This window comes from Micromonospora sp. A3M-1-15, assembly GCF_024213425.1.
In the GTDB taxonomy this organism is placed as follows: Bacteria; Actinomycetota; Actinomycetes; order Mycobacteriales; family Micromonosporaceae; genus Micromonospora; species Micromonospora chersina.
Genome location: NZ_JANAVK010000003.1, coordinates 547123 through 561694, shown reverse-complemented (window position 1 = coordinate 561694; position 14572 = coordinate 547123). Strand labels below are relative to the sequence as shown.

General features: G+C 68.9%; 10 protein-coding genes. 6 read left to right on the top strand and 4 right to left on the bottom strand.

From position 1 onward, the window contains the following. Positions 1 to 245 precede the first annotated feature (245 nt). The 3 genes from NLX85_RS17870 to NLX85_RS17860 are packed head-to-tail and all read left to right on the top strand — an operon-like array spanning position 246 to position 1976. Positions 246 to 605, top strand: coding sequence for a hypothetical protein (locus tag NLX85_RS17870; protein WP_254336526.1), 360 nt, complete (start codon positions 246 to 248; stop codon positions 603 to 605). A 10-nt stretch (positions 606 to 615) separates the two neighbouring features. Further along, positions 616 to 1710, top strand: a complete 1095-nt coding sequence (locus NLX85_RS17865; RefSeq protein ID WP_254336524.1) for a WXG100 family type VII secretion target — start codon at positions 616 to 618, stop codon at positions 1708 to 1710. Positions 1711 to 1715: 5 nt separating this feature from the next. Then, positions 1716 to 1976, top strand: coding sequence for a hypothetical protein (locus tag NLX85_RS17860; protein WP_254336522.1), 261 nt, complete (start codon positions 1716 to 1718; stop codon positions 1974 to 1976). 613 nt (positions 1977 to 2589) lie between these two features. Here the strand turns inward: NLX85_RS17860 and NLX85_RS17855 are convergent. Continuing rightward, positions 2590 to 3237, bottom strand: a complete 648-nt coding sequence (locus NLX85_RS17855) for a hypothetical protein (protein WP_254336520.1) — start codon at positions 3235 to 3237, stop codon at positions 2590 to 2592. A gap of 811 nt (positions 3238 to 4048) precedes the next feature. Here NLX85_RS17855 and NLX85_RS17850 point away from each other — a divergent pair. Both NLX85_RS17850 and NLX85_RS17845 read left to right on the top strand, forming a co-directional pair. Beyond that, complete coding sequence (locus tag NLX85_RS17850; protein WP_254336518.1) at positions 4049 to 4762, top strand: hypothetical protein; 714 nt, start codon at positions 4049 to 4051, stop codon at positions 4760 to 4762. A 135-nt stretch (positions 4763 to 4897) separates the two neighbouring features. After that, entirely contained in the window at positions 4898 to 7675 is a 2778-nt protein-coding gene (locus NLX85_RS17845; RefSeq protein WP_254336516.1) for an AAA family ATPase, read from the top strand. 1257 nt (positions 7676 to 8932) lie between these two features. Here NLX85_RS17845 and NLX85_RS17840 read toward each other — a convergent pair. Continuing rightward, complete coding sequence (locus tag NLX85_RS17840) at positions 8933 to 9382, bottom strand: hypothetical protein (RefSeq protein ID WP_254336514.1); 450 nt, start codon at positions 9380 to 9382, stop codon at positions 8933 to 8935. 171 nt (positions 9383 to 9553) lie between these two features. Here NLX85_RS17840 and NLX85_RS17835 point away from each other — a divergent pair, with 171 nt between their 5' ends. After that, a complete protein-coding gene (locus NLX85_RS17835) occupies positions 9554 to 12397 on the top strand; it encodes a BTAD domain-containing putative transcriptional regulator (RefSeq protein WP_254336511.1) in 2844 nt (947 codons plus the stop codon). A gap of 120 nt (positions 12398 to 12517) precedes the next feature. Here the strand turns inward: NLX85_RS17835 and NLX85_RS17830 are convergent, their stop codons facing one another. Both NLX85_RS17830 and NLX85_RS17825 read right to left on the bottom strand, forming a co-directional pair. Further along, entirely contained in the window at positions 12518 to 12760 is a 243-nt protein-coding gene (locus NLX85_RS17830) for a hypothetical protein (RefSeq protein WP_254336509.1), read from the bottom strand. Positions 12761 to 13323: 563 nt separating this feature from the next. Continuing rightward, complete coding sequence (locus NLX85_RS17825) at positions 13324 to 14223, bottom strand: aldo/keto reductase (RefSeq protein WP_254337490.1); 900 nt, start codon at positions 14221 to 14223, stop codon at positions 13324 to 13326. Positions 14224 to 14572: the final 349 nt, after the last annotated feature.

The following is a 14572-nucleotide window of genomic DNA, read 5'->3' as shown; positions in this document are numbered from 1 at the left end:
AGCCGGACGTCGTTTGGGGGGATCCGGCGAAAGGCGAGGCGCTGGCGGTGGAAGGTGCCGAGGCCGCCAGCTGGCGGAAGGCGACGATGGTTCTTGCGCGCATGGCGCTCGCAGTCAGCGGGGACTACCGCCGAGCCCGCACCAGCGCAAGCGCGTGTGGGTCGGCCGGCGGCTCGTGGTCGAGATTGCCCACCGGCGTTACTCAGGGCAGCGGCGGCGTGACTGTCGTTGGTATCTTCTGCGGCATGAGTGGGGGCCGGGGCTCTGGAAGCCGCAACAAGCGGCGGCAGGTCAGCGACGAGGAACGGACTGCGGCGGTGAAGGACTACCGGGAGTCCGTCGGCCGGTTGCAGCACACCGCCTACCGGAACCTGCGGCAGACGATCGCCTACGCCACCATCTTCGTCGCGGTCGTCGCCACCTGGATGCTGTTCATCGGGCAGGCCACCCCGGCGAGCTTCCCGTGGTACGCCGTGTCGATCCTCAGCGGCGCGTTCGGCTTGGCCACCTACTTCGTCCGGGAGCCGCGTCCGCGGCTCTACGTGCTCGCCGCCGCCGTCGTCCTGGCCGTGGTGGGCGTGGCCGGCATGTTCCTCACCGACTAGGGCGGCGCAGATGACGCTGTCGGTCGAGCCGGAGGCGTTGGTCGGCTTCGCCCGCCAGGTCGACCGCGCCGCCGCAGACGTGTGGGAGATCCGCGCCTACCTCAACCGCCACGCCGACGTCGCGACCGGAGGCGAGCAGATCAAGATCGCCAAGGAGGCGCACGAGCACGCAGTGCAGGTCATCAACGGCACCCTGAACCGGCTCGCCTGCCTGCTAGAGAACTCCGCCCCCGAACTGCGGGCCGCCGCCGGCTACTACCGCAGCACCGACCTGGCCAACGCCGAGCGCCTCGACCGCACCCTGCCGCCGGCGGCCGACCGCTGCATCACCGCCTTGGAACTGGAGCTGGCGAACAACCCCTGCGCTCCGGCGAACTTCGTCGACGTCCGGGACGTACGCGGCCACCTCGACACTCCGGGCGACCCGGACAAGCCCGCGAACCCGCTGGGCTGGATGGACTACATCAGCCCCGCGAACTGGCTCAACGAGGTCTTCAACCACGTGTTCGGCTTCGACCCCATCGGCAGGATCCAAAGCCAGGTCTCCGGGGACTGGGAAGCCCTGGCCAACATGGCGCCCGTCGTCGACAACATCGGCGGCGCCCTGCACAACCTGGCCTACAACGTCCAGTCCGGCACCACCACCCTGCGGCCCCTCTGGCACGGCGCCGCCGGCGACGGCGCCTTCCGCTACTTCACGACCACGGCCAACGCCACCGCCGACCTCCACACCCCCATGTCCGCCATCAGCAGGGCATACCGGGAGATGGCCGACGCTCTCTGGTCCGCCGGTGAAGCCCTCGGCGGTGTCGTCAAAAGCCTCATCGACGCTGCCATCATCGCCGGCATCGCCGCCGCTGCCGGCACCGTCACCTCCGAAACCGGCGTCGGCGCGCTCGTCGGCTACGGCGTCGCCGCCGCCGAAGTCGCGAACATGTTCCGGCTCTGGGGCGAAGCGACCAAGCTCTGCCAACAGATCTCCGCCGCCGTCCTCGTCTTCCGGGCCGCCCTCACCCGCGAGCTCAGCGACCTCGACACCGTCGCGCTCCCCGCACTTCCGGACGGCGGTCGCTACGACCACCCCCTCGCCGGGGCCACTGCGTGAACGGCGTGGACGACCTGGACGACATCACCGGCGGCGATGAGAAGCGCGGCCAAGCCCTGCGCCAGGTTCTGGACCAACTCGCCTGCAGCAACAACCCGCTGCTGCGCGAGATGGCCACCGCAGTCCAAGAAGGCCAACTCACCCTCCGCCAGGCAGCTGCCAGCAACACCTACGGAACCGAGCTGACTGCGCCCTTCCATACCTTCTGGACCGCATTCCAAGAGATGACCCCCGAGGAGCGCGACGACCTCGCAGCCCGCTCCTGACTACCGGGACGAGGCCTTACTGACATGGAATTCAGTGCGCCGCGTCCGCACTGATCCGGCAATGGCCGTCACGCACGAGCCCTTCGCCCATGTCGGCGCTTGGTAGCGGCGACGCGCTCGCTGCCTTCTTGCTGGCCGGTTGTCTCCCGGCTCCCGAAGAGCCGCTCCGCCTCCCGGAAGTGGCAAGCCGCGAGCTGGTGGAGTGAGCGGCTGGGCAGGCGAGGTGGGTCTTGCGAGCGAGGCACGCGTCTCGATGCGGTGCACAGTCGGTGTGTCGTGACGGTGCAGCTCTCGATTGGCAGGTGGAAGAGGAAACAGCGGCCTGTCGCCGGCCTCGGCTCAGAGGGGGCCCCGGGCCCGGGGCGCTGGCGATGCGGCGGCCGCCTCCCCGCGGCCCGCCGGCCGGCGCGCGGCCACCGCCCCTGGCGGCGGATGACGCGCCAGCCGGGGCGGAGGAAGGCCGGAGGTGATGCGAGATCGGTTGGACTCAGCTGGCCCGGGGGAGCGGCAGCGGTCCGCAGCTCGATAGCCGATGCGGCCGACAGCGGCAGCGTCACATAGTGGGCGGCGGTGGGGTCCCTCCGTGACAGTGAGGTCGGCGGCCTGTCTCGTACTAGAGAGCGACGGCGAGCAACCGTTGATCTGGATCGAGGGAATCGAGGTGGGCCAGGGCCTGCTCCAGGTAGGTGATGCGGTGAGCGAGGGCATCGCTGGCCGGGGCGAGCTTGCGGCCATCGACGGTGAGCATCGCATCGCCGGCGACGGCACTCGCGGCCCGGTAGTGCTGGTAGGCGACCTCACCGGCCTGGTACATCTCCAGCTCCCCGACGGAGGGTTGCCCGGGACCGACGGTGGCGGCGTGCAGACGCATGGCCTGTACGCGGGGCTGGGCGTGGAAATCCGCGACCGCGGACCCGAGGGGGTAGCGGTCGGGGTCGGCGAGGTAGCGAGCTTCGAACGTCGGCCAAGGGGTGGCCGCTCTCGTGCCATGCACCACCCGCTGCCAGACCTGGTGGCGGATGCCGGCGCCCACGGCGGCGGCCTGGCGCATACCGGCCAGGTCGAGCCGTCGCACTGGTCCGCCCGCGCACGGCGCAGGGTGGCCCTTGCGCAGCCCGATCATGAGGTGGTGCTGCCAGAGCCGCAGTCGCGGCGTCGCCCAGAACAGGGCCGTGAGGGTGCCGGTGACGCCGAAGTGTGTGTCGAGGTGGTGGCTCGTGAGCGCCGCGGCGGGCAGCTCCTCGGGCAGACAGATCACCATCGTGGCGATGCTCGGGGCCGGTGTCACGGTCGGCCGCGACGCGGTGGTGGCCGCCCGGGTGGCGGCCGGTCGGGGCCCTGAGGATGGAGCGGCCTTCGCGGCGGTCGGTCGTGCGGGGACTGCGGGCACGCGGCTGCCGTGGCGGGTCAGGGGAGTGCCGTTGACAGGGGACATGGGTGATCCTCCTTCGATGCGCTTGCGCGTGGGCGCGCAGGAGTGACCGGCCCACGGGGCGCGCGGGTCGGCTTCAGGTGGGCGGGAAGACAGTGGTGCGAGTGGCCGGTCGTCCTCGAGGGGTCGCCGCGCGGGTTGTGTGCCGACCGGCCGAAGCGGGTGGGCATCGCACACCGCAGGGGTGCGGCGGGGATCCCTGAGATGGGACCGGACCGGGATGCTGCGAAATGTGGGGTGGTGTTGGCCGAGACGGTAGCGGCCCGATCTGTCAGCGCCCGTTGCCCCCGTCCTGACCGAGAAGCGGTGTTGACCTGCGATGTCAGCCCGCGTGACGGCTGCGCCGCCAGGGTTGGGCGGATGCCTGTCAGATCGGGTGGGTCTGACAGGCGACCGGCGACGGTGACAGATGCACGTCGCCGGCCGGGCGCCAGCGTCGGTGAGAAAGCCCGGGCGCTGGCCCGGGCCGCCGCAGGGCTTGCGAGGCGGTCTGTGACCACCAACGGCAGCGGGCGGCAAAGCTGGCTTGTCGGCTATCAGCGCGATGAGGTGTTCGGGGTCGCCTGCGACACAGCCCGCTCATAGACTCGTGCAGCTGAGCTGGCGCTGAGAAGTATCTGACCGTGGGAGAGACGATCCTGTGACTGACGTCGAGAACATCACCCTGGAGGCGGAACTCCCGAACGAAGAAGCCGAGCGTGAGATCGCGAAGGCGGTGAGCGCCCGGCACGCCATCGCCCGCAAGTACGTCAAGCGGGTGCGGAAGCGCAACCCCGACGCGACTCCCGTCGAGGTCATCACGATGCTTGAGCGGCACCACGTCGCTGCGATCACCATCGCCGGGGGGATCGTCTCTGCCGGCTCGATTGCCGCTGCCGCCGGGATTGCGCTGGTCCCGGGCGGTGGCGCCGCTACGGCTGCCAAGACTGTGAGCGCCCAGGACGCGAAGAAGGCCGGCAAGGTTGCGGCGAAGAAGGCCGGCAAGGTTGCGGCGAAGAAGGCCTGCAAGGAGGCGGCGAAAGCGCTCGCGAAAGGCGTGGCGCTCAACGCCGGGAAGACAGGCGCCCAAAGGGCCGTCGCACTCCTGCCAGCTGGTGATGAGCAACTCCAGTCCGAGATCACCGGGACCTTCGCCCTCGCGATCGCCGACATTCACGGCATGGACCTTGACCGCGACCAGGCCCGCGCGCTCGATGCTGGACAGCGGTTGGGCGCCCCACCGAAGGAGTACGCGATTGCGCATCAGGTGAAAGTCCCGCTAGCACGTCCGTGCCACTCTGGATCCCCGCCGGTCAAACTTGCCGGCCGCTTCGGGCGCCGCCGACCGCCATGGCTGAGCCGCACCGCCACATAGGAGTGAACCGGACAGCGGGCCGTAGCCGGTGAGACTGATGGTCAACTTAGCCACACCAGGCCATCCGGCCGTACGCTCGACAGCACCGGGTTACTGCAACAACACGAGCCAGTTTCGGCGAAGGGCGCGGTACAGGTGAAGGACACTGTAGGCGGAACTCCCACCCCCAGCACGCTGTTGCTCGACTGGATCCGTGACGGTCCAGTGGTCGCCGTTCTAGAGGGCTTCACCGGAGTGGGGAAGTCGACACTGGTTCGAAAGCTCGCCCAATCAACATCGCTCCCGACAGCGCATGTGTACGGGACCACGGAGAGCCTAGGCGTCGAAGATGTACTGTTCGAGCTCGCCGCCGAGTTCGAACACTCCGGAAGCGATCTAATGGCGAAGCGGATCGACGAAAATCTTATCAAAGTATTTGACGCGATGATGCGTACCGAGTGCCTCGCCGTGATCGACGACTTCCACGAACTCGTGGACCCGAAGACCAAGTTGCCGCCGGCCGACTTCTACAACCTTCTCAAACGTCTCGCGACGCGCCATTCCAAAGCTCGACTCCTGCTCGTCACCGACCAACGGCTGCCCTTTGCCAGGACGATCGAGCTGCCGATCATTACCCTGGGTCCACCCGATGAGAGTGATGCCATGCAGCTGTTGGACCAGCTCCTGGTAAGTAGGCGGGTGGAGGGGGAGATCGCGCCCGATCTGCGGTCCGACGTTGTTCAGTGGGTTGGGCGCAACCCGCGGGCTCTGCGTGCGCTAGTCTCCTGCCTAGTCGACGGTGACTCATTGGACGATCTCATCGAACTGCAGCCAGAGGCCTGGGACGTCCGTTATCAGGCGTTCTCGCCATCGCTCGTCGGCAAGCTCGAAGCGGAGTTTCTCGATCGCGTCATAGGGCGCCTCGAATCGCCGAGCCTGCTGTTGCTCGAGTACCTGTCCGTTTACCGGAAGCCATTCGTCAAGGAAGGCATTCAGCCCTTCGCCCCCAAGGTCGGCGACGTGGGCCGCGCCTACGCCGATCTCATCGGCCGATTCCTGCTGGAACACTCGACGGGTTGGGTGACGCTCAACCCTGTAACGCGCGAACTCGCCAGAAAGCGGATGGAGGCCGACCAGGGCAGAGCCAGAGAGGCCCACTCCCTAGCTGCCGCCCACTTCTTGCGTCACTTCAAGGCCAAGGATAAGAGTGATCTGGCAAGTCGCGGGAGCGAGTTCGTCGAAGCCCGCTACCACCTAGTCCTCGCCGGGGAGGAGGAAGCCTTTCAGGACCTGGCAGCGAGGTATGGCAGCTATCTGCTCGCAAACTTCGGCAAGTCACGTCCCATACCATCGGATCCCAAGGTCGCCCGCCAAACCGCGAGTACCATCATCGCCGCGTTGCGAGGCAAGAGGTCGGGCTATCCCGAGGCCCGTCACACCGCCGCCCGGATTCTCGAGTCACTGGGCGGACACGAGGACCTCCTCCTAGCTCTGCGGCACGTGACCGTTGCCAGTAGCCAGTCGCGCGATTTCCAGGTGTGGGTCCTGCGTGTACGGCTGACCGCCCGGCTGGAGACATTCTCGGCCACGGTCGCCGCCTTGCGACAAGCGGACAGCGTCCTGCCGGCCGAGGCCTTGGCGCATGTCTACTTCGCTGGCATCAAGGTCTGGATGGAGCGACAGGCCCCCGTTCGGGATCTTATAGGGCTGCTCAACCACGCATTGCCGTTGTCGCACGCGGCGCCCAGTTCCTGGGTGCTCTATCAACTCGCCTCCGTCCTGCTGGCCGCAGAGGGGCGATACCGCGAGGCAATCGACCTGTTGGTGTCGCACACTTCACGGCTCGAGAGAGCGTCCCCGAACCTGGGCCTGGTGATCGAACAGGCAGCGCTCTTGGCGTTCGCCGGAGGCGACCGCGAAGGACTGCAAAAAATCCGTGACGTCCTGGTCAAGAGGTTCGAACGAAAGAACCTAGAGCACCTGATTGACTGTCTCCTCCACCAGCTCGACCACGACTTTCTCAAAGCCTCAATTATCCAGCCGGTCGCAGGAGGGCTCAGCGCCACTCCTTTGAACTACCAACTTGCGTTCTCGGATCTGTGCCTCGGTCGGCCCGCCGATGCACTGCAGAGATTGAAGGGGTTGCGATCGACTCACCCGGCGCACGTCTGGTTGCGGTCCCTCGCGTACTTTCTACTCGGTGACCACCATGCCGCCCTCCAACAGTTGAGGAAATACTCGTCTCTTGCGCTCCACGAGCCGGACGTCGACGAGGAGCCAAGCCTGGCGGCATGGATTAAAACGTGGGGTCGACGCTCGGTCGCACCGGGCCTTGATGCAGCATTCGTGTTCCCCCGGATTCCGAGCGAACTGACCGGTCTCCAACACGACATCGTGCGCACGATATCGACCGATGCGTCACTCGACAACGAGACACTTGCCCGAATCCGGACCACGGATGATTTTCCAGTTAGCGCCGACGATCACTTGCCAGAAGGGGGTTCGACGCCAGAAACCGCAGAGTCATTCCCCAGTACACCGACAGTACAGACCATTATCCACTTTGATCAGTCAGGAGCCAGAATGGGCGACAACAATTACGTGCAGCAGGCCGGCGCGGTCGGCAGCAACGCGACCGCGCCGAACGCCACCTTCAACCAGATACAGGCAGGCGGTGGGTCAAGTCTCGACCTGACCGCACTGGCTCAGGAGCTCGCGCTTCTTCGGGCAGCCCTTCGGAAACAGCCCGATTCGGAGGAGAACGACATCGCACTCGCAGAGGTGGGGCGCGCTTCGAGGGCGGCCCAAGAGGGGGACCAAGGCAGGGCCTTGGAGCATCTGCGGTCGGCTGGGAAGTGGGCTCTGCAGACCGCCAACAGCATTGGGGTCGCGCTGGCTGCGACGGCAATCAAGACATCCATTGGCATGCCTTGAGCCATGACAGATGAGACCGCCGCTTCGCCGTCAGTTCGAGATCGGGAGGCCCGGACGGCCGCTTACTGTCGCAGGCCGACTTTCTGGTAGCAACCGTGACAGCAACGGGCCCGGACGACGACGTTCAGGCCGAGGCGCTGGTGGACGGCTATCCGAGGTCACAGCCGTACACGAACGACGGCGGACGCATCGCCTAGAACCTGCAAGCGAGGGATCGCCAGCCAGTCGGCGGCTGGCAGCGAGTGGCTGACACTGCCTGGCTGGACCCCTTGGGATAGGAGGCGAACCTCGCCGCGCAAGGAGGACTGCCATGCCTCACATCCTTGACCGCGTCATCCTTGGGGCATGGCGTCAGAGTGGTGGGTCTGGCCGAATCCACTATGTTGCCGCCTAGGCCGGCGGCGGGGAGCGGCGCCTCTACGTGGACGAAGGCAGCGTCCTGTACCTGTACACGGTCCCTGAGGATCACGTTCTCGCCTAGGGCTAACCGGGCCTGTGAGCAGCGGTAGGGCTGAGGAGTGAGTCCCATATCGGTCATGGGATGCAAGCAAAGCCACGCTTAGCATGCTTGATCCCGCCACACCTCCAGACACCGGAGACGACCCGTGGCTGCAGGCGCTGTCGAGCAGTGACCTGCGTCAGCAGGGCTGATTGTGACACCTAGCTAGTCGTCGTCGGGGTGGATGTAGCGGTGAGGGTTCGCGTCCCGCCCTCCGCCGACTGATCACGCTGACGCCGACCGCGCACACAGCGCTGTGGCCCCTAATCCGAGCAGCGCCCACCGGCGCATGGTGCCCCTGCGTGGCCGGGCCGCAACGACGAGGACCTCACCGGCGGCGTCCTCATCGAGCACTCTTCACCGCGACATCAGACCGATTTACACGGCCGTGAACGCCCACGCCGCCGAGGCCGCGTTAGTAGTGCCGGACGAACTGGTCGACCTGGTCGCCCCAGAGGTCGAGACCGAGGGCGAGCGCCTCCAGCGAACGCCGGCGCGGTCGAAGGACCCGGCCCCGCTCGATGTTGCTGGATGCCCCGCACGGTCAGCCCGGTGCGTTCGGCCAACTCCTCCTGGGTAAGGCCGGCGACATGGCGCGACTCGCCCAGCAAGGACCGGGGTGGCTGACCGCTCACGTGACCATGGCCAATCCGCAGGCCGGGGCGGTGCGTCTGCGGAATCGACCGGCGGCGACGATCGCCGCGACCGGGCTCGCCGCCGGGGACCGGACGCCGCCCCGACGGCGAGGTCTCCGCCCCTCAGAAGTAGCCGTACCAGCGGTTCGACTCCGCCGTCTCGGTGTTCACGCCGCTGGCGTTGTAGATGCGCACGCCAGCGTAGATGTCGTCGAGACCGACGTCCTCGTTCAGGGTCGAGCTGTTCATGCACACGCCGACGGAGTAGGAGCCCTGCCCGAGACCCTCGTAGTACGTCCGGTACGGGCCGCCGAGCAGATCGTCGCTCCACTCGTCGTCGCCCCAGACCCGAAATTCGACCATGTACCGGTCGTAGTAGCTGCGTGCCGTGATCCCGCTCACCCGGACCGTGTAGTCCCAGTTGCGGCCGTCGCTCGTCTGGCACCCCAGCAAGAGTTCCAGCTTCGCGGTCACGGCGAGCGCGGGCGCCGCACTCGCGGTGACGGTTCCGGCGGCGACGACCGTCGCTGCGGTCAGGAGGGTCAACGTCCTGCGGATGGCATGCCTGAGCATCTTGGTCCCTCACTTCCTCTGATCGGGCTTGTCCTGCGGGCGGAGACCGCGCCGCGGCGGCCGGCGCGCCGTCGCACGATGGCATCCGGCGCTGACGTGAACCTGACGCGCGCTGACCCGGGCGGCCCGGCGATCGCTAGCATTCGATTGCCCGACCACTGTGGAGCGGAGGTGGCGACCATTCAGGTCCGTCTTCTCGGGCCGGTCGACGTCACCGAGGGGGATCGGGCTCGGCCGGTGCCCGGCCTACGACGCAAGGCCCTACTCGCGGCACTCGCCCTGCACGCCGGTGACGCCGTGCACCCCGACCTGCTCATCGACATCGTCTGGGACGGCACGCCGCCGGCCACCGCGAAGAACTCGCTGCAACGGCACATCTCGTACCTGCGTGGGGTGCTCGGCGGGCGGGCGGCCATCGCGGTACGTCCACATGGCTACGTCCTCGACCTGCCGCGGGAGGCCACCGACCTGCACCTCGCGCAGCGGTTGATCGGCGAAAGCAGGCATCCGGCGGAGCCCGCCGAACGCGCGGTTGCGCTGCGTGCCGCGCTGGCCCTCTGGCGGGGACGGCCGCTGGCGGACCTGGCCGGGCTCCGCTGGCTGGACGAGCAGGCCGAGCGGTTGGCCGGGCTGGAGCTGTCGGCCCGGGAGGCGTTGCTCGACGCCCGGCTGGCGCTGGGTGAACACGCGTCGCTCGTACCGGAACTGGCGCGCCTGGCCGACGAGCATCCCTACCACGAGCAGATCCACCACCGCCTGATGCTCGCGCTGTACCGCGACGGCCGGCAGGTCCACGCGCTGGCGGCCTACCAGCGGTTGCGCACCGCCCTGGCTACGGACCTCGGCGTCGACCCGAGCCCGGCACTGTGCCGGCTGCACGCCGCCATCCTCCGGCAGGACGCCGACCTGGCACCGCCGGCCATGAGCGAGCCGGCCCGGGTGACCGGCGCGCCGGCCGGCCAGCCGGCACCGTCCGGTCCCGTGCCCGCCCAACTGCCCGTGGCCGTGCGCGGATTCGCCGGCCGCCGTCCGGAGCTGGCGCGACTCGACGCCCTGCTGCGTGCCGCGCGGACGTCCCGCGTCGACCAGCCCGGCACCCTGCCCATCGCGGTGGTGTCGGGCACCGCCGGGGTGGGCAAGACCGCCTTCGCTGTGCACTGGGCACACCGGGTGGCCGGCGAGTTTCCCGACGGGCAGCTGTACGTCGACCTTCGTGGGTTCGCCGACCACGGCTGCCCGGTGGATCCGGCCGCGGCGATCCGTGGCTTCCTCGACGCATTCGGGGTGCCGGCGCAGCGGATTCCCGTCGAGCCGACCGCACAGGCCGCGCTGTACCGCAGCATGCTGGCCGGCCGGCGGGTGCTCGTCGTCCTCGACAACGCCCGCGACGCCGCGCAGGTCCGGCCGCTGCTGCCCGCCGCGCCGGGCTGCCTGGTCCTGGTCACCAGCCGCACCGAGCTGACCCCGTTGACGGTGAGCGAGGGCGCGCATCCCTTGACCCTGGACCTGCTGTCGACGCAGGAGTCCCGGGAGCTGCTGGCCGGGCGCCTCGGCGCGGACCGGCTGGCCACCGATCCCGGCGCGGTCGACGACCTCATCGCCCGGTGCGCGCGGTTGCCGCTCGCGCTAGCCGTCGTCGCCGCGCGCGCCGTCACCCGGCCCGACTTTCCGCTCGCCACGCTGACCGCCGAGCTGCGGCGCGCCGCGGAGAAACCGGACGCAGCGCTGGACCCGTTCGACGGCGGGGACCTCGCCACCGACATCCGGGCCATCTTCTCCTGGTCGTACCGCACCCTGACCACCGACGCCGCCCGTTTGCTCCGGCTGCTGAGCCTGCACGCCGGCCCGGACATCGCCGCGCCGGCCGCGGCGAGCCTCGCCGGCCGGTCGGCCGCAGTCGTCAAGCCACTCCTGGCGGAGCTCGCCCGCGCGCACCTGCTGGGCGAGCCGGCCCCCGGGCGCTACGCCTGCCACGACCTGCTCCACCGGTACGCCGCGGAGCTGGCCCACACTCACGATGGCGCCGGCGACCGGCGGCGCGCCCGGCACCGGATGCTCGACCACTACCTGCACACCGCCGACAGCGCCGCCCGCCTCCTGGACCCCCATCGGGACCCGATCACCGACTCGGCACACGAGCCCGGCACGGTCCCGACCGCCCTCGCCGGCTACGCGGAGGCACTCGCCTGGTTCCGCGCGGAGAGGCCGGTGCTCCTGGCCGCCGTCGCCCAGGCGACCCGCACCGGCTCGGACCGCCGGGCCTGGCAGTTGGCCTGGACCCTGCTCGACTTCCTCGACGCCCACGCGTACTGGCACGACCTGGCCGCGGTGCAGGATCTTGCGATGACGGCCGCCCGGCGCCTCGGCGACCGCCGCGGTGAGGCCCACACGCACTGGGGGCTGGCGCGGGCCAGGGCGAAGCTGGGCGACCACGAGGACGCCCGCCGGCACTTCCAGCGCGCGCTGGAGCTGTTCGAACAGACCGGCGACCGCACGGGCCAGGCGCACACCCGGCTCAACCTGGCCTGGGTGCTCGACCGGCAGGGCCGCTACGCCGAAGCGCTGCCGCAGGCGCGGGAGGCGCTCGCGCTCTACCAGGCACTCGGCCACGTGGCCGGGCAGGCCGACGGGCTCAACGCGATCGGCTGGTACCTCACCCACCTCGGGGAGCACCGGCAGGCCCTCGGCCACTGCCGGCGGGCCCTCGACCTGCACCAGCGTACCGGCGACCGGCGCCGTGCCGCCCAAGCCTGGGACAGCCTCGGTCACGTCCACGGCAACCTGGGCGACCACGAGCGGGCGACGGAGTGCTACCGCAACGCGCTCGCCCTGACCCGGCAACTGAGCATCAGGTACGACGAGACCATCGTCCTGACCCATCTCGGCAGCGCCCGCCGCGCCGCCGGTGACCGGGAGGAGGCGCGCGCGGCGTGGCGCCACGCGCTGGCGATCCTGGAACAGCTGAATCATCCGGACGCGGAGGCGGTGCGCGTCCAGCTCGCGCGACTGAGCTGACGTACGCCCGGCGGTCAGCGGCGGCGCGGCGCGACCAGCCCCGACTCGTACGCCCACACGACCAGCTGGGCCCGGTCGCGGCAGGGCAGCGTCATCGTCGCCCGGGGGCGTGGGGTTGGGTTAGTTCGATGTGATGCTCGACTGGGCGATGTGTTGGCCCGGTGTATTCGGTGAGGGTGAACCGGCGGTGGTCGTCGGTGGGTGGACGGTGACGGCGACGGTGCTTTCCTCCTCGAAGCGCAGCGTGAAGACGGGATCTTGGTCGCAGAGGAACGCGAAGCCGTCGCGGTCCTCGTCGGTGTCGCTGGCCAGGCGGCGGTGGGCGTCCCAGCCGGCGTCGCTGGCGGTGATCACGACGGCCACTTCGACGCTCCCGGACGGTGATGGACATCGTGTAGCACAGCACGTTGGAGATGACCATGACGGTCTACGGTCACGTGAGCCTGGACGACAAACGGGCGGCGCTGGATCAGCTGGGCGGCCTGCTCGACCAACAGCCCGAAGAATGACGTTGCTGTCACCGGCTGCTGTCAGGGCCGGTCGCAAGCGACCGGCCCTGTGCGTTTTCCCTGCTCACTATTGCGCGCCCGAAGGGACTCGAACTCCTAGCCTTCTGAGCCGTAGATTCCCAAGGCCACTCCGCAGTCATTCGGCAACGTCCGCCTCGCCCTGGCCCGCGCGCTCCCGGCAGCTGGATCGGTCCGGGCTCGTCCGGCTTCGTTCACCCCGGTGGCTCCCGGCCGTGGGCTCCCAGACCTGTCAGTCTGGAAATTGTCGATGTCTGCCTGGTACCGGATCGGCCGTCTGATCTCGGCGGCCCCCGGTGGCGTCGGCTGGCCCTTGCTGTCCCGCCCGATGGCACGCCAATGCCACGTCCGGGCACACCTCGAACGCCCGGCGGAACGGCACGGTTGACGTGATCGACATCAGGATTTGGACGAGCCAATCGCATTGAGAAGCTGAAGTTCTTCCTCCGTCAGTCGAATTGCGCCCGCTGCCACGTTGTCGACGAGGTGATCCGGGTTGCCCGTACCGGGGATGGCCAGCACATGGGCACCTTTTCGCAGGATCCATGCCAGGCGAATCTGGGCATATGAGATGCCGTGCACACGAGCGACGGCGCGAACCTCGTCGTGCTCGGCCCGGGCGGCTCCCGCCATGCGCCCCTCCCCGGCGATGGCGAAGAAGGGCACGAACGCGATGCCGAACTCCGCGCAGGCGCGGAGCAGCTCGTCCTCGCCGGGTGCGTCGATGCTGTAGCGGTTCTGCACGCACACCACCGGTGCAATCGCCTGGGCTTCCGCAAGATGCTCGGGGCGGGCGCCGGAGATGCCGAGGTGGCGGATGAGTCCCGCGTCGCGCAGCTCGGCCAGGGCCCCGAAGTGCTCGCTGATGCAGTCCTGGCCCATTAGACGCAGGTTGACCACGTCGAGGTGGTCGCGGCCGAGCTGACGCAGGTTCTCCTCCACCTGGCCGCGCAGTTGGTCGGGCCGCGCCGGGGTGGCCCACTCGCCGGCGGCGTCCCGTGCCGGGCCGACCTTGGTCGCGATGACGAGATCGTCCGGGTACGGAGCCAGCGCCGAGTTGATCAGCTCATTGGCCGAGCGCAACCGGGAGAAGTAGAACGCGGCGGTGTCGATGTGGTTCACGCCCAGCTCGACCGCGCGACGCAGCACGCTGATCGCCTGGCCGCGGTCGCTGGGAGTGCCCTGGTGGAGGGCGGCGCTGCCGGTCAGGCGCATGGCGCCGAAGCCGATCCTGTTGACCTTGAGGTCACCGAGCAGCCACGTCCCAGCGGCTGCTGCAGAGACCGAGTGCGACGTCATCTTTTCCATCAACTCCATCTGATTCGGCCTTCGCCCTTCGGCGGTTCAAGGGCGGCGGCCCTGGAGTATGCGCAGGTGACAGCTGTGGCGGGAAGTGGCGGAGCGTTGAAGAAAGGACACAGCGGAATCGGGAATTCCCAGTAGGCAGTCGGAGTTGTCACTACTGACCTTCTCCTCCTGAACCCCCACAGGAGCGGAGACAGATGAGGAGCGCCGCGGCACCCGGTGACGGCGCAGGCAGACCTATCCGCGGTCGTCACGGGCCTGCTGGTCACGACCGTCGCGAGCGTGGCATCGGCATTAGCGTTTTAAGCGGATCTCCTCGTCGGGCAGCCGCCAGACCGTCCAG

Bases quoted from the DNA above. Each gene is read 5' to 3' on its own strand.
- NLX85_RS17870 (WP_254336526.1), top strand. From the start codon at position 246: ATGAGTGGGGGCCGGGGCTCTGGAAGCCGCAACAAGCGGCGGCAGGTC.
- NLX85_RS17865 (WP_254336524.1), top strand. From the start codon at position 616: ATGACGCTGTCGGTCGAGCCGGAGGCGTTGGTCGGCTTCGCCCGCCAG.
- NLX85_RS17855 (WP_254336520.1), bottom strand. From the start codon at position 3,237: ATGGTGATCTGTCTGCCCGAGGAGCTGCCCGCCGCGGCGCTCACGAGC.
- NLX85_RS17840 (WP_254336514.1), bottom strand. From the start codon at position 9,382: ATGCTCAGGCATGCCATCCGCAGGACGTTGACCCTCCTGACCGCAGCG.
- NLX85_RS17825 (WP_254337490.1), bottom strand. From the start codon at position 14,223: ATGACGTCGCACTCGGTCTCTGCAGCAGCCGCTGGGACGTGGCTGCTC.